Origin of the sequence: Thiothrix lacustris DSM 21227, assembly GCF_000621325.1 — a bacterium.
GTDB lineage: Bacteria > Pseudomonadota > Gammaproteobacteria > Thiotrichales > Thiotrichaceae > Thiothrix > Thiothrix lacustris.
On sequence record NZ_JHYQ01000008.1, the window covers coordinates 39379 to 57850 of the forward strand.

Here is an 18472-nt window from a genome sequence, read left to right on the forward strand (position 1 = left end):
ACGTGGACAAACCGAACATTTCGGCCAGCCAAAAATTGTTGCATGGGATCGAATATCTAGTGCTTACCATCATCACAATAGCCACTGTTGTCGCCGTCGGTCAGGAAATTGCCAACATTATTACCAACCTGAAAGTCCAGATCGCTGACCTGCTGTTATTGTTTATTTATCTGGAAATCATCACCATGGTCGTGGTGTACCTGCAATCCGGGGAAGTACCGGTGCGGATGCCCTTATACATCGGCATGGTTGCCCTCGCCCGTTACCTGATCCTCGACATGAAAGCCATGGATCAATGGCAAATGCTCGCCATTTCAGCCTCTATCCTACTGATTTCACTAGCCGTACTAGCGGTGCGTTTTGGTCATGTAAAATACCCGTATGAAAAAAACCTCAAAGGAAAGCCCCACCCATGAGTCGCTTTATCAATGAACAAGACTATTTCCACGGCAAATCCGAATGCACGGGTATATTGCTGGTTAATCTGGGCACACCTGATGCACCTGATAAAGCCTCATTGCGCCGTTATTTGAAAGAATTCCTGTCCGACCCGCGTGTCGTTGAAATTCCCCGGATTATCTGGAATGTCATCCTGCACGGCATTATCCTCAATACCCGCCCCGCCAAGAGCGCCGCAAAGTACAAAACGGTGTGGACGGAGAATGGCTCCCCGCTGATGCATATTTCCGAGCAACAGCAACAAGCACTTCAGAAGGAAATGGAGATCCGCTTTGAAGGCCCCGTGAAAGTAGCCTTGGCAATGCGCTATGGCAACCCAGCCATTCCCGATACCCTGCTGAAACTCAAGGAAGCCGGGGCAAGGCGCGTACTGATATTGCCGCTTTACCCACAATATTGTGCTGCCACCAATGCCACCACCTTCGACAAAGTGTTCGACGAACTCAAACGTTGGCGCTGGATGCCGGAATTACGCCTGGTCAACCACTACCACGACCACCCCGGCTACATCAAAGCCCTCGCCAACAGCGTGCTGGCACACTGGGAAAAGCAGCCACGCGGTCAACTGCTGGTCATGTCCTTCCACGGCATCCCCAAGCGCAACCTGATGCTGGGCGACCCTTACCACTGCGAATGCCACAAAACTGCACGACTACTGGCAGAAGAACTCAACCTCAAACCCAATGAATGGCGCGTCACCTTCCAATCGCGGTTTGGCAAAGCCGAATGGTTACAGCCCTACACCGACAAAACCATGCAAGCACTGCCGGGTGAAGGCATCAAAAACGTCGACGTGGTCTGCCCCGGTTTTGCAGCCGACTGCCTCGAAACGCTGGAAGAAATCCGCGAAGAAAACCGTGAATACTTCCAGCACGCAGGCGGTGAAAACTACCATTACATCCCCGCGCTCAACGATAACATTGAACATATCAAAGCGTTAGCCGACATTATCCAACAGCACACCCAAGGCTGGGCGGAAACAACTCCCGGCTGGTCAACGACCACCCAACAGCGGCGAGCTGAAAAGACCTTGCAACGTGCCACCGATAAAGGAGCCAAACAATGAAAGTTGGACTCATCCTCATTGGCGATGAACTGCTCAGTGGTTTACGTCAAGACAAGCATCTGCCACAAGTGATAAGCTTTCTCAAAGCACGGGGCTTGCCGCTGGCGTGGGTACGCATGATCGGCGACGATTGGGATTTACTGCTGCAAACCTTGCAGGAAACCTTTCAAAGCAACGACATCGTGTTCAGCTTCGGCGGCATTGGCGCAACCCCGGACGATCTGACTCGCCAAGCAGCGGCTGCCGCCACAGGCGTCAGATTGTTACGCCACCCGCAGGCTGTCGCCCTGATCGAAGGCCGTTTCGGGGCAGAGGCTTACCCTAACCGCATTCGCATGAGTGAACTACCAGATGGTGCCAGCTTGATCCCTAATCCCATCAACCAGATTCCCGGCTTCAAAGTGCAGCACCACCATTTTGTCCCCGGTTTCCCTAATATGGCGTGGCCGATGGTCGAATGGGCATTAGACACCTATTACCATCAATATTTCGACACCACCCCACCTGTGGAACACCGCTGGCTACTGCAAAACGTGCAGGAAAGCGAACTGATTCCGATGATGGAAGAGCTGTTGCGTACTTTTCCAGCCGTGCATCTTTCCAGCCTGCCCAGCACCGTCGAACGCCGTCAAATTGACTTCGGGTTGAAGGGCAAAGCCGCAGACGTGCAAACAGCGGGCGTATGGTTCGATGCATGGCTACAAGTCAACCAGATCAATGGCGAACGCCAGCCGTGAATATGCCGCCCCGCCACTTGCTTGCACCCAAACACTGGCTCACATGGGCAGGTATCGGGCTGTTTGGATTACTCGCTTGGCTACCCTGGCAAGCACGGCGCGGGCTAGGTAAATGGCTCGGTAACTGGATTTACCGTCGCAACCGCAAACGCCACACCGTTGTCCTCAGCAATCTGCGCCTGTGCTTCCCCACGTTAAGTGACACCCAGCATGAGCAGATGGCGCAAGCCCATTTACAGGAATATGCCAGCGCCTTACTGGATTACAGCGTGTTGTTCTTTCGTTCACGTCGCTGGCTGTACCAACGCACCCAAATAATCGGGCGGGAACACATTGATCAAGCCATCGCCGCTGGGCAAAACGTTATCCTGATGCTGGGGCATTCGGTATGGCTGGAATTTGCGCCAGCAGCTATCGGCGAACATTACCGCGCTTACGGCTCTTACAAACCCTTCCACAACCCTGTCGCGGATTGGCTGATTGCCCGTAGCCGCTTGCAAGATGTGGAATTCGTGGTCGCCCGTGAAGAAGGCATGATGAAACTGGTGCGGGCGCTGGAGCCGGGGCGGCTCATGTTTTTCCTGCCGGATGAAGATCATGGCAGTAAACATTCGGTGTTTGCCCCCTTTTTCGGGGTTCCCAAGGCAACCTTGACGACCCCGGCACGCCTAGCCAAGTTAGGCAAAGCAGTTGCGTTACCCGTTATGGCCTTTTTCAATCCACAACGGGGGGGGTATGAGATTGTGATCGGTGCTGCTCTGACGGACTATCCCGGCAAAGACGAGGAGCAGAATGCGACGCTGCTGAACACAGGGCTGCAAATTCTGATTGAACAACACCCGGAGCAATACATGTGGGTACTCAAGTTTTTCCGAACCCGCCCGACGAATGAAACTGATGTTTATTAGTTGGTAGCTGGGAATTGCGCAGGAACCATCACAACGGATACGCTATCGTAGGTTAAACCCTCGATACTTTTTTCCACAATCATTTTAATATCTGACTTCATGTCTTCCAGACGGTAGGACGGGTTGTACTTGATAAACACTGAGGCCGAGGAAGGTTTAACTTCGGTATCAATCGGGTTGTTTTCAGGCAAGACCACGTGTACCCGTGCAACTAAAACACCATCAATCTGCGACAGGGTTTCTTGCACGCTTTGTGATAAAGCAAATATAAAACGGGCACGCTCTTCTAGTGGGGAAGAAATCAGTCCTTCCTTCTTAAACAACTCGCCAACCGTTGCAGTTTTTTCTTTGGGATAGCCGTGTTCTTTAAGCATCTGAACAGCTTGTGGAATTTGGGACTCTTCAACATTTAGCGTGTATGTTGCTGCTTTCTTATCATAGATTTTTTCTGCGTCAACCTTATTATTGAGCAAAATAGCAAGCATACCATTAGCATCATTTTCCACTAGGTTGCTATACAGTTCGGTTTTACAGCCTGTTAGAAGAAACAAAGCGAAAACAACTGAGAATCGGAGAAATTTTTTATTTATGATTGTCATTATTTTCTCTTTTTACAATATAAACTCATGGATTATTAACTTGCTTGGAACAATGTTTTAAATCCTTGAGAAACTTGTCCTACTGCCGACGAAAGAATCTTCATATGGCTAAACCACATTTCCATCTTCGTCGCCCATTGATAAACTTTATTTTGATACTCGGCAGCAGACAAAATATTATCAGCCACACTTTGTGCAGTCGTTTCCATTTGCCCTGATGCACTGCCAGAAAGGCCACCAACTTCAGGATAAGTCCTAATTTGAGTGGTATCACTTCCACTTGCCCTATCAGCTAGCATGTGTTGTCGCATCTCAGGCATCGTTTGATATTCTGACAACACGCTATGATAGGAACTATCCATTCCTTGAACTTTATCTAATAGTGCTTGTTTGAAACCACCGAACCCCTCATTCGCTGGTTCTAACACACTTAGAATGGGTTCTTGAGAAGCATTAATGCTAAGATCCCCATGCGTCATGACATCTTCAAAACGCTTTACATCTTGAGCTTGCGGGGCTGGCAAATGCTGCACCCCCCAATCACCTAAGTTTGCCGGATTTACCAAAACGCTTGTATCAATCATATTAACATCCTAATTATTCAAGTAGGCAACCGCAATAATTTTCTCATCTTGATTACCATGCTCAACAACTTCTTCAAATAATTCTTTGGCTTCAGCCTTCTGACCTTTCTGAGTCAATGCAATACCTAGAAAACATTTAGCACTCATATGATTAGGATCTTCCGCTAAGATATGATTGCGCAAGATATTGATGGCTTCATCATACTTACCTGCATAAATACCTGCGACTGCAACACCAATTTTAATAGGAATTTGCTCACGCCCAATAGCGTTCACACCATCCATAATCAATTGAGCACGTTTGGCATCATTTTTAAAACAAGCCAAATAACCAACTTGAGAAACGACTCTAAGTAATTCTACATCAGGACTCATACTGTCTCCTTATATGTGGCATCAAGGTACCTTGATGCCACGCTCTATTGAAATTACAGTTTACGACTCTATGATAGAGTCCCTGTAATTATTTTTGCACGGCTTGTGCTGCTGAATCTAAAGCACCACTAACACCCTGCATAGCAGCCAAATCTGCTTTAGAGTTCATAGTGAGAACTTCAGCTTGGCTAGCTGCGGTGTTAATAGTAACTTGAGCATTTGCACTATCAGTCAGAGTTTGAGCCACAGTAGTCGCGGCGCCACTAATATCTGCCATTTTAATATCTCCTAAAAAATTAATCGTCCATAAAATATAATTCCCGATGACTATTCATCAAACGCAGGGAATTCATAACTTCCTGTTAAAACATTGCGTTCCATGCTTACTTTTGGCACTTACTCAATGATGAGTTTGCGACCAAAACTCTTCAACCACCTCGCAACTGGCATTCAGTGCATCTAAAAACCTGTTCAACTTATCGTATTCATCAGGTGACACACCTTGATTCAACTCGGAACGAACTTCCGATGCTGCTTGGTTAAACTTATCTAAAAGCTCATTTTTATACATACCGGACACATCATTTCTGAGGTTCTGCTCGATTTGCAGCATCATTACTTCTCCCCTTTTCTATACCGTAATAAAAAGGAATATCTATTCCATTATTCGTTAAGACCACATGATCAGATTGGATGGACTTAACAAAGTATTTATCACCAAGTGTTGAACCTTCCATATACTTTTTGCCATCTTTAGATACCATAAACGGTACTTGACCAACACTTACACTGCGTATTGAGAGCTTAATACGATCTCGTACATCACTAACCTTCAATACAACAGCAGGGCCTTCATCTTGAAGTTTGTTGAACTCATTCAAAAAACCTTTTAATTTTTTGATTTCTGGCTGAGTTAACTCGCCGTTGACTATAACGCTCTTACCATCAGTTGTGGCGTTGATACGGCCAGAAAGTCCTTTTTTCTCGATGAACTGCACAAATGAAGCCAAATAACCATCCATAGTCTGGAACTCACCTTCACTAATAGAGCGAATACCACCGACATCATTTAGGATCGTTGCCTTGACCCGCTCCCAATCAGCCGTCTTGCTAACAAAGCCCTGTGCAACCAAGACACCGTCAGTACTACCCGACTTGAAATGCAGGGCAGATTGCCCCATTGCTCGTGCAATCATGTTTGCATTATTCGCCATCTCATCTTGCGCCCAGATATGAAGATTAGCCTTGATGCCAGCATTCTGAATCTTACTCATCAGCTCATTGCGCTCTAGTACCGTATTTGTATAACCACTCAAGCTAACCGAACCATCAGACTCTTTTACCAACTTGAAATCTTGCTTACCTAAGTCTTGCATCAGATTAGCCGCCTGCTGCTCTCCCGATTCCCACATACCCAAGCTTTCTAACAAATGCTTAAACTGGGGAGTCCAATAGAGAGCGTTAGCAAGCAAGAGTAAACTCAAGCCGACGAGTAACAGCCACACCCTCCCGCCTGTCTTTTGCATAGATGGGGAACGCGTTGCTCGAGCAGATTTTTTAGGTTGCTCAACTCGAGCAGTAGCCATGACTCCTGACGCATCTCCATCTTTGAGGTTGGTTGCTCCGTCAGCAGATTTATGCTTTGCCTGCGGCGGCGCAACACGACTATCTGTCACCAGAAACTCAACATTACCTAGCTTGACCGACTGATAGGGAAGTAAATCAATACTAGCGTCTGTGACCTCTACCCCCCCCGCAAACACAGGCCTAGCCAAAGGTTGAAGCGTAATACCAGCAGAGGTTATTAATAATTGAATATGCTGATCAGCAATGTTTTCATCATGTAAAATAATGTCGCTAGTCATGGCGCGACCAATAACTAGACTACCTGTTTTTAACCTAACAGATGCACCCGCATTGATGCCACTAAGCACTTTGAGTACAAATGAAGTCTGTTGAATAGCCATTTACTCCGCCTGTTTTTTATTTTTAACAACATCAACCACATCAAAACCTGGGAATTTTTCATCGGTCTTAACATCCCACTCAGATCCCAAGCGTTTCACTGGGTCCTCCGAGCTAAAATTAACCACTCCACTTTTATCTTTCCAGCGATAAACTTGGCGGCGCGATAAATCTTGATTATCCATTACCTTAGCCATGGATAAGACCGAACTAATAAAACGTTCTGGCCCCGTCATGTACACAATGTTATCTACCTCAGAAACTTCCCATTGGAAGCGATCTTCTAGCACCTGAAGACGCTTAAGCGTGTTGGTGAACTCCTGTGGAGACATCGTCTTCATGCTGACCGACGCTGTTTGCACCTCTTCTTCTTTGTAAACAAACAATGCCTCTTTGTCGTAATACCAAATAAGGCCATAATTTTTAACCAACTCGTTAAAAATATCCTCTGGCTTACGACTCTGAAAATGCAAACTGACAACTTCTTTAACCTTAGGGCTCACTACAATAGGAAGATCCTGCAATGATGCTAGTGTTTTCAACAGCTCAATCAAGGGTTCCTGATCAGAGAAATGTGAATAGGGGTAATCTTTCCAAGCCAAAGGCGCCGCTGCCGCTGTAAAACTGACACAACTCAGTAGCAATAAAGCCCAGCGAAATTTAAAAAATACATTATGCATAGCCAAGCAATCCCCCGGCAGTTCTATAAACCAGTCTAATTTATATCTATGCACCGAGAGATTCATCCTTTGAAAGATGAACGTAGAAGAAACACGACTTAATGGAAAAGAACCCGACAAGCTTCACTGATTATCTGCAAAACACATCCACTCATCACCTAACACCAAACCTAATGCAAAGTAGATGCTTACATTAAGCATCGAATCTAGCCATACAGTACATCAGGGAGGATGTAGAATGCCCCTTACTATCGTGTCACCCACACAAAATAGCGGACAAGCACAAGGCAATAGCAGTATTTCCCCAACATTGTTAGCCTCCTCCAATACAACCCAACCACAATACAGAGACGGTTTATCCAGCACACTACTGAGCGTCTTGCCTAACTACGCATCTTCTCCCATGCTATCTCCCCTGCTCCAGAAAATTGGCCAACAAATTGGAGGTCAATCCAGTAATGTCGCCAGCACACCTCAAGTTATTGTATTAAGTGAGGCTGAAAAATCCATTTTGATGGGAACTTACGCAGCTGATAGCCAAGGCAAAATCTCCAGCGGTCAAAATATCAAAATTTTGGATGGATCTAACGCTGACAAACGCCTCAGTGAGGGTGATACCTTGATTATTAGTGATGCAGCTGGAACCGAAACCTCACGCAAAACACTCAGCACGACCGACTTGTATAACCTAAACTTCCGTAAAAACATGGTCAACATCGCCAGTTCGCTTGGTGAAGGCTGGGCTTTCAGTGAAAATTTAGTGCATATCAATGCGGGTGAACTGACACCACCTGAAACACGTAACTACAGCAGCAACAATCAAGTCTCAACAGAAACCGTACTAGAACGCAATAATTACTGGGAGGTCGTACAGCGAGGCAGCAATCGTTACTTGCTCATGCGCAATACCGATAATTCAGGTCAGCCCGTTCAACCCTCAGTCGCCATCAATGATGTGTTCAATAATCGACAGGATTACGCCTTTGATTGTGCTAGTCCAATGCGGTTGCTCAATCTAAAAGCAACATTGGAGACTATCGGCGCAGATGATTTCGACAGTCACGCGGGTCAACTGCAAATCTCATCTTGGTATGATAAGGACGATAGCTCTGGCTTTGATGGCGGCTTCGTTACCAAAGTACGTACCGCGCAGGCTGGGGAAGTTAACGTCGATGGCATCAACAATCTGAGCGGTGAAACAGCCCTATTTGACACCGCTAAAGGGGATGCACTAACCCCTGGATCGGCTTATTACTTTGACCTGCCAGGCGACAATACATCTGCATCACAAGGCTGGAATGCGATTTACCTTGGCCGTAATGCGGATGACTCCTACCGTTTCTGGAGCACGAACATTGGCAATGTGAACGTCTCCTTCAAGGAAAACACATGGCTTCCACAGGATTCTTTCAAGGGTTATTACTTGGGTGCTATCAATGTTAATCCAAATACTGAGCGCCTACAAAGTTGGGATACACACCGTTCAGTCTGATATTAACACCGTATAACCTGAAGAAACTTGAAGTTCACCCCGTGCAGCGGCAGACTGAACATTACTATTGCACGTTTTCAAAAATAAACAATGCCATGCTGCATTAACAATGCAGTGTTCAGGATAATAACCATAATGGAAAACCGGCAGTCCCAGATCACCCCGATCAAATTCACCAATCAGGCGGCCCTAGTTGTACGCCTGAATAATATTCTATTAAACAAAACCAACACCATCAGTTTCGCACTAGATGACAAATACAACGTTCGTTTACAACTACAAGCAACAGATAGCAACACTCAAAACCTGTGCCCGATCAGCTTAACACTAGAATTAGGCAGCACATCCGCTGGCTTATGGCTCTCTGAATGGCCACTCATTGAAAAAATCGACCAATTTGTACCTAGCGGATTATTAGCGCAATTACCTGAAAACTTAAGCATTAGCATTATTGAAAGCGCTCTCGCCCCCTTAATTCAACAAGCTGAACAGGCATTAGGGCTAAAAATAACCGTTCAAAGTACCTCTGCGGAATATCAAAGCCCTATCTACAACATGCCACTGGGTTTTGAATTTCAAGTACTGAATCAAGCAGATAATAGCGTACAACAAACGATCTTCGCCATTCTAATGCTTGACCCGCATTTATATCCACACCTACAAGAACGCTTGCGTCATTGGCCATCAGATACCAATGCTGATTGGGAAGAGCATGTCACCCCCGCGTGGTTAGAAATCAGCCGAACTGTTTTTACTATGGCAGAGATCAATCAGTTACAAGCTGCCGATCTCATTCTGCTTGAAGATACCCGTTTTGAGAACGAGAGCTTACTCAGGTTACGCCTCAACTCGGGCTATTACTGTGAGGCCACCCTTAACCGAACAACACCATCAACACTGACCATCAACACTGAGTGGATGCCCATGAGCGATAACGAACAAAAACAAAATATAGAACATATCAGCCAGATACCTGTTCAACTCTCTTTTGATGTTGGAGATAAAACGTTGTCATTCAATGAAGTACGACAACTACGCCCTGGCTACATTTTAGAACTCGGCAAATCATTACCAGAAATCATTCAAATACGCTCCCAGCAGCGCTTAATCGGCACGGGAGAGTTGGTCGAAATCAACGGTAGAGTCGGCGTGCGCATACTCAATCTATTCAACAAAAAAGCTAAAGGCAGTTAGGCATGGAGGGTATGCCCAATCCCATTATCCTGCTAGCCATTCTCAGCATTCTAGGGCTAGCCCCGTTTATTGCGATCATGGTTAGCTCATTCGTCAAGCTAGTGGTTGTGATGCACATCATCCGCAGTGCATTAGGTCTACAACAAGAACCACCAAACATTGCGATCAGTGGTATTGCCATTATCTTATCCATGTACATCATGGCGCCAGTGGTGATGGAAACCTATGAACAATTTAATAGCCATGGGGTATCCATTGAAGACATTCGCAACCCCCAACTCATTGAAGCACTGGAAGGTAGCACTGACCCTTTACGGCAATTCCTAACCAAACATTCGAGCGCCAGTGAGCGCGAATTTTTCACCCAAACCACCCAGAAACTATGGCCAGAAAAATACGCAAAAGACATCACTACTGACCACTTATTAGTACTCATTCCTTCATTTATGGTCAGCGAATTGACCAATGCCTTCCAGGTCGGCTTCCTGATTTTCTTGCCATTTGTAGTCATTGACTTGGTCATTTCCAACCTATTGATGTCAATGGGCATGATGATGTTGTCACCGATGGTGATCTCACTACCCTTCAAACTATTGCTGTTTGTACTGGTAGATGGCTGGTCACGTCTGATCCACGGCCTGATATTGAGTTACTGATAGCATGAATGAAACGGACATCCTTCACCATACATCACTCGCCATGCAGCTTATTTTGTACCTGTCGCTGCCTGCAATTATTGCTGCCACTGTGGTTGGTTTACTGATTGGTTTACTGCAAGCGCTAACCTCTATTCAGGAACAAACCCTCCCACATGGTTTCAAACTGGTCGTCACCATGATTGCTCTGGCCGCGACAGTACGGTGGCTAGGGCCGGAACTTCTTACTTTCACGCAGAACTCCTTCGATCAAATAGCCCTGATACGGCATCATTAATGGAAACGGATGTTCTTCACTCATGGTTGTTAGCATGGGCATTAACGGCTCCCAGAATACTGGTGGCATTTGCCCTGCTTCCTATTCTGACCGATCCTATCGTGCCACGCACCTTGCGAAATGGGATCATCATGACCCTGTCACTGTTCATATTGCCGCTAACACATGAACAGTTTCTCAACCTTAAACTGGATATGCTCACCTTGCTGGGTATTCTGGTCAAAGAAGGCGTCATCGGACTGTTACTAGGCTACACCCTAAGCGTGCCTTTTTGGGCAGTAAAGGCTGCCGGATTCCTGATTGATATGCAACGTGGGGTAATGAGTGCCCTGTACTTCTCCCCCATGACCGCCAATATGGTATCGCCTTTAGGTGGTCTCTTCAGCCTCTTACTAACGACGCTACTCCTAGTATCCGGTGGCTTCCTGATTTTGTTGAAAACGCTCTACTTAAGCTACAAAACGTGGCCAATAGATCAATTTTACCCGCAAATTACGCTGGAAGTAGTGACATTCTTTCTTCAGCAACTGGACTTACTGCTTTACACCAGCGTCCTTATTGCTGGACCGTTTCTCGGCACGATGTTTCTAATCGACTTTGGGCTTGGCATGGTAGGACGATTTCTTCCTCAATTAAACGTATTCCTCGCCGCCATGCCGATTAAAAGCGGCCTGACATTTTTTATGCTGACACTCTACATCGGCTTTTTAGGGGATTACTTGAAGGAAGGATTCTTTAAAATGGGTAACAACCTTACCATTCTGGACAATCTGCTACGATGAGTGAAGATAGCAGTCAAGAAAAAACCGAAGAACCCAGTTCGCGGAAACTCAAGAAAGCGCGCGAGAAAGGCCAAGTTGCCCGCAGTAATGATGTACCGTCAGCCCTAACCATGTTATTTGTTATCCTCTATTTTTTCGCGGCATGGGACTGGATTGTCGCCAAGTTCATGGAAATGTTCGATATTATCCCAAGGCTATATACCATGCCCTTTCCACAAGCCTTGGAAATAGGCTTCAAAGCCATATTGGAAAACGCCCTATACAGTATTGCCATACCCTTTGCGATGCTGACGGTCATTTCTGGCATTATTGGTAATATCATTCAAATTGGTTTTGTTTTCTCCTTTGAGCCGATTATTCCGAACCTCTCCAAAATTAGCTTTTCCAGTGGTTTCAAACGAATATTTTCTGCCAAACAATTTATTACCACCCTAATAGCCCTGTTTAAAACGCTAATTGTCGGCCTTATCCTGTTCTTTGTGGTGAGAATCGGCATTAGTGAACTGTTTCATGCCATCAAACAATGCAACGTCGCGTGTCAACAAGAAGTCATTGAACATTTAGTACGCCAATTGATGCTATTCATTGTTCCGATAATGATCATTATGGCAGTCGTTGACTTTATGTTCCAACGTCAACAATTCACCAAAGACCAGCGTATGACGAAGGAGGATGTCAAAAAAGAAATGAAAGATATTTTTGGCGACCCCCATGTCCGTGCTGCCCGCCAAGGTATCCGCCGAGAATTATCCGAGCAAGACATCCAGAAGCGTATCCGCACCGCTCGGCTGCTTATCCTCGACATGGGCATCGCCATTGCGTTGCAATACGAGCAAGGCGTAACACCACTGCCCATCATCGTGGCTATTGGTAAAAATAATATGTCCAAAAAAATGGTAGAAATCGCCTCATTGGAAAATGTTCCTCTAGTTAGTGACCCTGCCTTGGTCGAAGACTTGCTTAGCGAGGGCAAAATTGACCAATACATACCCGAAAAAACCATTAACAAAATTGCAAACCTGCTGCGCCAGACGCAGGGGCAAGTCAAACAGTGAAACGTATGGAACAAGATAATCAGCCCACAACCCTTCTTCAGCGTGTAAAAAATGGCTGGACAGAATTCAGACGCACCAACGTGCGGGCACAAACACATTACGCTATTTTTCGTACCACCCAACACCTAAAAAATAAGGATGGGCTGGTCAAACAATACCAACAGCGCTTCGTCGCAAGCTGGGAAACATGGCTAGGTATTGGAGCAGGTATTACTGGCTTATTGATGTTACTCAATCCTGATGGGCTATGGCGTTGGCAGTTCTTACTGGTACTGTTTTCTGTCCTGCTCGCCCCATTGTTTGCAGATCTATTCAAATCGCTCAAACGCGTTTTTACCGAATACCCCGGCAAACAGCTTATCGGTCAAGTTATTACGCTGGAACAACCTGTGGTGGATGGCAGCAGCAGCATTCGTTTAGATAATTTGGAATGGCAGCTTGCCGGAACCGATTGCCCAGCAGGAACCCAAGCAAGGATCGTAGCCATCAATGATAAGACTTTGTACATCACGCCCCTAGGCCCAGCCACATAATTTATTACAAGGATCAGGAGCTACTTACTCATGCAGTCCAGCCAATCACAAGATCTTCTCAACTCGCTAACCAAGCGCAGCGATGTGGTGCTGGCGTTGTTACTCGTAGCCATCATTTCCATGATGATTCTACCGATGCCAACGCTGATCATGGACATGCTCATCGCCCTGAACATGACCATTGCCATCCTGTTAATGATGCTGGGTATCTACATTCCCCACCCCTTGGCCATCTCCTCTTTTCCCTCAATATTACTGTTGACGACTCTTTTTAGACTATCCCTCAGTATTGCCTCCACACGCTTAATCCTACTGGAAGCGGATGCCGGACACATTATCCAAACATTTGGTGAGTTTGTGGTCGGCGGCAACCTGATTGTAGGTCTCGTGGTGTTCCTGATCATCACGATTGTGCAATTCATCGTCATCACCAAAGGCTCGGAACGTATTGCCGAAGTCAGCGCCCGCTTCTCACTTGATGCCATGCCAGGCAAACAAATGAGTATTGACAGTGACATGCGTGCTGGCCTAATTACCCTCGTAGATGCCCGGAAGCGGCGTTCCAATCTAGAAAAAGAAAGCCAGTTATATGGGGCACTCGATGGTGCCATGAAATTCGTCAAAGGTGATGCTATTGCTGGCTTAATCATTATCATGGTCAATCTCATCGGCGGTTTATCCATCGGCACAATGCAACGCGGCATGCCGATGGGTGAGGCTCTAGAACTTTACTCCATCCTCACCATTGGTGATGGGCTGGTATCACAAATACCGGCGTTATTCATATCCATCACATCAGGCATTATCGTCACCCGCGTCAGAGGTGAAGAAGACGCCAACCTCGGTAGCGACATCGGTGGGCAAATGCTGGCACAACCAAGCGCTTTACTGGGTGCTGCGGGTATTGTTGCTGCCATGGGACTAATCCCCGGTTTCCCAACCGTCATTTTCTTGTTTCTAGGCATATTATTGGGTATCACAGGCATGGCCTTACGTAAGGTTCAGCACCAAATGGCATTCTCTGAGGAAGAAATTACCACCGTCATCGGACAACAAGAAGCTGGCAATGCCCCACAATTGGGTGGTGGCGACATCAAAGCTGCGTTGGAAGACATGCAACCTCTATCACCAGCACTGGTGGAACTTCCAGCGCAAGCCAAAACGTTATTCTCAATGGATACATTGAATCTAGAATTTGTGCGTATCCGCCGTGAATTCTACCAAGATATGGGCGTCCCCCTACCGGGGATCAGCGTGCGCCTATCCGCACGCCTCAACAATGACAACTACCAAATATCCATCCGGGGCATTCCGGTGGCACAAGGCCACCTCCAATCTAGCGCAACGAATTCGACTAGCCTTGAATCATCCAAACCAGCCGCAGATAAAAGCGGAAACGATCTCATCACCAGTAGCACACGCACTGCACCCGATAATATTCAAGCTATCAGCCTTCATCTCGCTTATATACTACGCAAGCACGCAGCTGAATTCATCGGCATACAGGAAATACATACCCTCTACAACAAACTGGAACAATCCAGTTACGCCGAGCTAGTCAGGGAAGTACAACGGGCTGTTACCACGCCAAAAACCGTTGATGTATTCCGCCGCCTACTCAATGAAGGTGTTTCCATCCGTGACCTACGGCAAATCCTAGGCACGCTAGTGGAATTTGGTGAAGCAGAAAAAGATACCAGCATGTTAGCGGAACGGGTTCGCATTGGCCTAAAGCGCCAACTTTCCTACACCGTTACCAATGGTACCGGCATATTACCCGTTTATATGTTCGCGCCTGAAACGGAAAAGCTGTTGCAAAATAGCCTGCGTCAAACCCCTAATGGTGTGTTCTTTGCGCTTGCGCCTGATGCTACCGAGCGCTTTGCCAACACACTACGAGAACTCGAAAATGAACACGCGAAAGATAAAGTACGCCCCGTCATTCTCACCAATCTGGAATTACGGCGGCATATCCGGCGGCATTTGGAAAACAGTTACCCAGAACTTCCCGTTGTCTCTGTGCAGGAATTAACATCCAGCGTTTCTCTGAATCCTGTAGGGGAGATTCGCCTAACATGAGACCACGTACCCCCTTAAGTCATGTCACCGAACGAATGCGCAACCGCTTAGAAAACTGTGCTCCCTTGGTACTACACGGACGTATTGTTCAGGTCACAGGAACCGTGGTACGTGCCATTGTTCCTCGTGTGAAACTCGGTGAACTATGTATGCTCAAAAACAGCGGAGACACCCGCGAGATTCCCGCTGAAGTCATTGGTTTTGAACAAAACATCGCTCTCCTTGCCCCCATTGGCGACATGCAAGGGGTTTCTGCACACACCCAAGTGATCACCACGGGCAAAATGCTAGAAGTAGGTGTTGGTGAGCACCTGCGCGGCTGCGTACTCGACGGCATCGGCAGAGTACAAGATCATGGAGGTAACCCCCCGCAAGCCTTCACCGAATATTACCCCATTTATGCCACGCCCCCTGATCCACTCTCACGCGACCGAGTCAGCACGCCGTTATCACTTGGCATACGCTCGATGGATGCACTCATCACCTGCGGCATCGGGCAACGGATAGGTGTATTCGCAGGTGCAGGCGTCGGCAAAAGCTCGTTGCTTAGCATGTTGGTACAACACGCAGATGTCGATGTTTACGTTGTTGCCCTGATTGGCGAACGGGGACGTGAAGTTCGCGAATTTATGGAAGAAGCCCTCGGTGAAGAGGGAATGAAAAAAACGGTACTGATTGTTGCCACCTCTGATCGTCCGGCCATTGAACGCCTCAAAGCAGCTTACGTTGCCACAGCAGTTGCCGAATATTTCCGTGACAAGGGCAACCGAGTATTGCTACTCATGGACTCTCTGACCCGTTTCGCGCGTGCCCAACGCGAAATCGGCTTAGCAGCAGGAGAAGCGCCCGCCCGGCGTGGCTTTCCGCCCTCGGTCTTTTCAGAATTACCCAAACTGGTAGAACGTGCCGGTAACTCTGACAAAGGTTCTATCACCGCATTTTACACCGTGCTGGTAGAAGGCGACGACATGAGCGATCCGATTGCGGATGAAGTCCGCTCGTTGCTGGACGGGCATATCATGCTGTCGCGTGACCTTGCCTCTGGCAACCACTACCCTGCGGTTGATGTCTTGGCAAGCCTTAGTCGTATCATGCCGCAACTGGTCAGCCCACAGCACCGCGCCGCAGCCGCCCACCTACGCACCCTATTAGCCAAATACAAGGAAATTGAATTTTTACTGCGCGTTGGTGAATACAAACATGGATCTGACCCACTGGCAGACGAATCCATCCGCAAAATGGATGAAATTCTACGTTTTCTCAAACAACCTTCACACGAATATTCCAGTTTTGAAGATACGATCAACTGGTTAACACGACTGGCAGGATAAGCACCATGAGCCTAGAACAATTAAAAACCATCCGTTCGCGTCGCATGGAACAGTGCTTCATTGAATTACAGGAACAAAAACGCGTCTTGCAAAAACAACAACAAGACCTGCAACAAAAAGAACAGCAACTTGAAAACTTCGCGAAATGGCGACTGGAACACCAGGAGGCACTATTTGCCAGTCTAAAAAATCAGCCATTTGCGCCACAAATGCTATTCGACTACCAAAAAAACCTAGAAGACTTGCGCTTAGAAGAAGAACGCCTACGCGCTGAGTTAAGCGATGCTTACCAAGGTTTACAAACGGCTGAAACAAACGTTCAAACAGCCCAGAATAATTCGAGCGAAGCCAACTTGAAACTTGAAAAGCTCAAAGAAATTATTAAAACTCAGGACGCAAAAAATGCTCACGAAGAGTCTGTTCAATAACCTGCATCTGTTGCTCCAGACTAGCATTCACAATGCCCAGATCAGATTCCAGAATACAGCCATCTTCTGCCACCTGATCATCACCAATGACGTCCAAACTGGTAAAACGGTGCGGAATGGCATCCAATTGTTCTGAAATTGCCGCCTGCCGCTGAGGATGCACCCGAATCATCAGCTTGTGACTCCCTCGCACCAACTCAAGTCCACCCAACACAGCCTGCCTAACACGCTCATCTGCATCAAAACTATAAATCACTTTGCGGACAGCGCTAGCAACCAACTCTTCCAGCTCACCTTCTAACACCATCAAGGTATCGTTAACGCGCCCAGCAAACAGCACCATTTTCTCAGCTGCTTCCTTATCGGCACGTTCCCGCCCCTGCTCTAAACCTCGCTTGATAGAACGCCCTAACGCCACGGACACAATTTCCTCACGCTGACGGTAACGGTGCTGAAGCTCAAAAGCCATCCGATCATAATCGACCAGCTGCTCATAGTCCGCCGATTTCAAGACCTTTTGGTCGGCACGTAGCTGTGCATCCACAGGCTTAATTGAAAAGAATTTTGCCATCGCGGCTGACTCCCATTTTGATTTCTATTGCCACTTTTTGAACCAGAACAGCACATTCAGAGGTTTGGGAATCCATCTCCACGCCGGATTTCGCATAACGCTTCCACAACACATAGAACTCGCGATCCAACTTATACGCTAAGCGTTTCCAAAAAGCGGGGGGATAACCGACAAATGCTGCTCGCAAACACAGCATTCCCGCTAAAGTGAAACGCTTTTTCAACCCCATATGTGCGGGAAAATCAATATCCGTCGTCACATTATGAGTCAACAATGGCGCACGCTGTTGCAGAAAACGGTAAAGGTCATCACCCAATACTTGCTGAACTTTAAGCAGATCATCACGAATAACGATGCGCCGTAACACCTGAAAGTGGAACACCGCACCAAGACAAAGAATCAGCTGCTCTAGCTCTTGCCCGCGCCATAAAGCCAGCCGTGACAGTGGCTTACTGAAGTCGAAAAATACACTGTCATGCAAACCAAGGCGCTGCATCATATGCTGCACCAAGCGGCTTTCCCCACGTTTTTGCCCAAACAATGCCTGCATCACTTGACCATCTGGCATTGTTGTCAACCAACTAGGATGCAAATAAGAGTCAGGGCGAAAATTAAAACACCATACCGCCTGCGAAAGCTCATTTTTAATATCGAAATGATCGACGATGTTCATGATCCCAACATTATTATGAATATGCGGG

23 protein-coding genes are annotated in these 18472 nt (G+C 47.0%); 14 read left to right on the forward strand and 9 right to left on the reverse strand.

What is annotated here, in order from left to right; translation table 11 throughout:
- The first annotated feature begins 2 nt into the window (after window positions 1–2).
- Genes Q394_RS0105410 through Q394_RS0105425 form a run of 4 tightly spaced genes read left to right on the forward strand, consistent with a single transcriptional unit; the run spans window position 3 to window position 3170 of the window.
- Window positions 3–416: a phosphate-starvation-inducible protein PsiE gene (locus tag Q394_RS0105410; RefSeq protein WP_028488372.1), complete on the forward strand. Its 414-nt coding sequence runs from the start codon at window positions 3–5 to the stop codon at window positions 414–416.
- The gene (gene hemH / locus Q394_RS0105415) at window positions 413–1525 is read left to right on the forward strand and encodes a ferrochelatase (RefSeq protein WP_028488373.1); all 1113 of its coding nucleotides are present in this window, start codon (window positions 413–415) and stop codon (window positions 1523–1525) included. Before Q394_RS0105410 ends, hemH begins: the two co-directional genes overlap by 4 nt.
- Window positions 1522–2262, forward strand: coding sequence for a competence/damage-inducible protein A (locus tag Q394_RS0105420; protein ID WP_028488374.1), 741 nt, complete (start codon window positions 1522–1524; stop codon window positions 2260–2262). The genes hemH and Q394_RS0105420 overlap by 4 nt, the downstream gene beginning before the upstream one ends.
- Window positions 2220–3170 (forward strand): LpxL/LpxP family acyltransferase, encoded by a 951-nt coding sequence (locus Q394_RS0105425; protein WP_245606736.1) that lies wholly within the window; start codon window positions 2220–2222, stop codon window positions 3168–3170. Before Q394_RS0105420 ends, Q394_RS0105425 begins: the two co-directional genes overlap by 43 nt.
- On the opposite strand, the gene sctJ is transcribed toward Q394_RS0105425, so the two are convergent.
- From sctJ to Q394_RS19250, 7 genes are all read right to left on the reverse strand, one after another.
- The gene (gene sctJ / locus Q394_RS0105430; protein WP_028488376.1) at window positions 3167–3769 is read right to left on the reverse strand and encodes a type III secretion system inner membrane ring lipoprotein SctJ; all 603 of its coding nucleotides are present in this window, start codon (window positions 3767–3769) and stop codon (window positions 3167–3169) included. The genes Q394_RS0105425 and sctJ overlap by 4 nt on opposite strands.
- A 35-nt stretch (window positions 3770–3804) precedes the next feature.
- A complete protein-coding gene (locus Q394_RS0105435; protein WP_028488377.1) occupies window positions 3805–4353 on the reverse strand; it encodes a hypothetical protein in 549 nt (182 codons plus the stop codon).
- A 9-nt stretch (window positions 4354–4362) separates the two neighbouring features.
- Window positions 4363–4728 carry a tetratricopeptide repeat protein gene (locus Q394_RS0105440; protein ID WP_028488378.1) on the reverse strand — a complete coding sequence of 122 codons (366 nt, stop codon included), beginning with the start codon at window positions 4726–4728 and terminating at the stop codon, window positions 4363–4365.
- Window positions 4729–4816: 88 nt separating this feature from the next.
- On the reverse strand, window positions 4817–5005 hold the full coding sequence (locus tag Q394_RS0105445) for a hypothetical protein (RefSeq protein ID WP_028488379.1): 189 nt from the start codon (window positions 5003–5005) through the stop codon (window positions 4817–4819).
- Window positions 5006–5128: 123 nt separating this feature from the next.
- Window positions 5129–5344, reverse strand: a complete 216-nt coding sequence (locus Q394_RS0105450) for an EscE/YscE/SsaE family type III secretion system needle protein co-chaperone (protein ID WP_038140618.1) — start codon at window positions 5342–5344, stop codon at window positions 5129–5131.
- Window positions 5310–6695, reverse strand: coding sequence for a type III secretion system inner membrane ring subunit SctD (gene sctD, locus Q394_RS0105455; RefSeq protein ID WP_028488381.1), 1386 nt, complete (start codon window positions 6693–6695; stop codon window positions 5310–5312). The genes Q394_RS0105450 and sctD overlap by 35 nt, the downstream gene beginning before the upstream one ends.
- Complete coding sequence (locus Q394_RS19250; RefSeq protein WP_084260359.1) at window positions 6696–7373, reverse strand: hypothetical protein; 678 nt, start codon at window positions 7371–7373, stop codon at window positions 6696–6698.
- Between the two features lie 238 nt (window positions 7374–7611).
- Here Q394_RS19250 and Q394_RS0105465 point away from each other — a divergent pair, with 238 nt between their 5' ends.
- The 10 genes from Q394_RS0105465 (at window position 7612) to sctO (ending at window position 17200) form a co-directional block, all read left to right on the forward strand.
- Complete coding sequence (locus Q394_RS0105465) at window positions 7612–8865, forward strand: hypothetical protein (protein WP_028488383.1); 1254 nt, start codon at window positions 7612–7614, stop codon at window positions 8863–8865.
- 135 nt (window positions 8866–9000) lie between these two features.
- Window positions 9001–10059 (forward strand): type III secretion system cytoplasmic ring protein SctQ, encoded by a 1059-nt coding sequence (gene sctQ / locus Q394_RS0105470; protein ID WP_051542862.1) that lies wholly within the window; start codon window positions 9001–9003, stop codon window positions 10057–10059.
- Between the two features lie 11 nt (window positions 10060–10070).
- A complete protein-coding gene (gene sctR / locus Q394_RS0105475) occupies window positions 10071–10715 on the forward strand; it encodes a type III secretion system export apparatus subunit SctR (RefSeq protein WP_281169633.1) in 645 nt (214 codons plus the stop codon).
- A gap of 4 nt (window positions 10716–10719) precedes the next feature.
- Window positions 10720–10992 (forward strand): type III secretion system export apparatus subunit SctS, encoded by a 273-nt coding sequence (sctS, locus tag Q394_RS0105480; protein WP_028488386.1) that lies wholly within the window; start codon window positions 10720–10722, stop codon window positions 10990–10992.
- Window positions 10992–11774: a type III secretion system export apparatus subunit SctT gene (gene sctT, locus Q394_RS0105485; protein WP_028488387.1), complete on the forward strand. Its 783-nt coding sequence runs from the start codon at window positions 10992–10994 to the stop codon at window positions 11772–11774. Before sctS ends, sctT begins: the two co-directional genes overlap by 1 nt.
- Complete coding sequence (locus Q394_RS0105490) at window positions 11771–12829, forward strand: EscU/YscU/HrcU family type III secretion system export apparatus switch protein (protein WP_028488388.1); 1059 nt, start codon at window positions 11771–11773, stop codon at window positions 12827–12829. The genes sctT and Q394_RS0105490 overlap by 4 nt, the downstream gene beginning before the upstream one ends.
- Window positions 12830–12834: 5 nt before the next feature.
- Complete coding sequence (locus Q394_RS21320) at window positions 12835–13362, forward strand: NfeD family protein (RefSeq protein ID WP_156946744.1); 528 nt, start codon at window positions 12835–12837, stop codon at window positions 13360–13362.
- Window positions 13363–13392: 30 nt separating this feature from the next.
- Window positions 13393–15441 (forward strand): type III secretion system export apparatus subunit SctV, encoded by a 2049-nt coding sequence (gene sctV / locus Q394_RS0105500; protein WP_028488389.1) that lies wholly within the window; start codon window positions 13393–13395, stop codon window positions 15439–15441.
- Complete coding sequence (gene sctN / locus Q394_RS0105505) at window positions 15438–16772, forward strand: type III secretion system ATPase SctN (RefSeq protein ID WP_028488390.1); 1335 nt, start codon at window positions 15438–15440, stop codon at window positions 16770–16772. Before sctV ends, sctN begins: the two co-directional genes overlap by 4 nt.
- Window positions 16773–16777: 5 nt before the next feature.
- Entirely contained in the window at window positions 16778–17200 is a 423-nt protein-coding gene (sctO, locus tag Q394_RS0105510) for a type III secretion system stalk subunit SctO (protein ID WP_028488391.1), read from the forward strand.
- On the opposite strand, the gene sctL is transcribed toward sctO, so the two are convergent.
- Both sctL and Q394_RS0105520 read right to left on the reverse strand, forming a co-directional pair.
- Window positions 17154–17771 (reverse strand): type III secretion system stator protein SctL, encoded by a 618-nt coding sequence (sctL, locus tag Q394_RS0105515; RefSeq protein WP_028488392.1) that lies wholly within the window; start codon window positions 17769–17771, stop codon window positions 17154–17156. The two genes, sctO and sctL, sit on opposite strands and share 47 nt — an antisense overlap.
- Complete coding sequence (locus Q394_RS0105520) at window positions 17749–18444, reverse strand: SctK family type III secretion system sorting platform protein (RefSeq protein WP_038140621.1); 696 nt, start codon at window positions 18442–18444, stop codon at window positions 17749–17751. Before Q394_RS0105520 ends, sctL begins: the two co-directional genes overlap by 23 nt.
- Window positions 18445–18472: the final 28 nt, after the last annotated feature.